This is a genomic window from Mangrovicoccus sp. HB161399 (assembly GCF_013184745.1).
Taxonomy (GTDB): Bacteria; Pseudomonadota; Alphaproteobacteria; order Rhodobacterales; family Rhodobacteraceae; genus Mangrovicoccus.
Window position 1 is genome coordinate 1 of record NZ_JAATVU010000299.1, and the last position, 636, is coordinate 636.

Sequence of the window (636 nt, forward strand, 5' to 3'; positions counted from 1 at the left end):
GGTGTTGCAGAGTGAGGCGTCGAACGCGATCCGTCCGAGAGAGATGCCGAACGATCCACCTGCCGATCCCCGTGCGGGCTTCGGACCCGGTCTCGAAAGCGTTCAGGTAGACGCACTCGTACTTCAGCGACCGCCATAGACGCTCGATCATGACGTTGTCCATCCAGCGCCCGCGGCCGTCCATCGAGATCTGCACCTTCGCGTCCAGCAGCACGTCCGTGAAACGGGGACTGGTGAATTGCGAGCCCTGATCCGTGTGGAATATTCCGGGCCGCCCGTGGAGCCGCATCGCGTCTTCCAGCGCCTCGATGCAGAGTTCGAGCGTCAAGCGATTGATCCGGGGGATCAATCGTAGCGAAGAACGACGTCCATCGAGTTCGACAGCCGCCAAGACAGAACCCGGCGAGTTGCCCAGTCCATGATCGCCACAAGATACAGGAACCCGCGCCGCATGGGGAGTGAGGCATCGAACGCCATCGGTCCGAGAGAGATGCCGAACGGTAATGTCTGCGCACCAGACCTGGTCCGGGCGGTCGATGACCATGTTCCGCAGCAGATACGGATACTTGCGGTGCTCCGGATGGGGCACCGTGGTGCGTGGCTTCTGGTAGATGGCGCGCAGACCCATCATCGCCA

Annotated in this window: 2 protein-coding genes; one reads left to right on the forward strand and one right to left on the reverse strand. The window is 62.1% G+C overall.

Going from position 1 to position 636, the window contains the following annotated elements; all coding sequences use genetic code 11:
- Nucleotides 1-538 (reverse strand): transposase (locus tag HCC78_RS33010; RefSeq protein WP_371743981.1); only part of this gene is annotated, 538 nt, incomplete at its 3' end.
- On the opposite strand from HCC78_RS33010, the gene HCC78_RS35190 reads away from it, so the two are divergent.
- On the forward strand, nucleotides 452-636 hold a 185-nt coding region (locus HCC78_RS35190), incomplete at its 3' end, for a hypothetical protein (protein WP_371743982.1). The two genes, HCC78_RS33010 and HCC78_RS35190, sit on opposite strands and share 87 nt — an antisense overlap.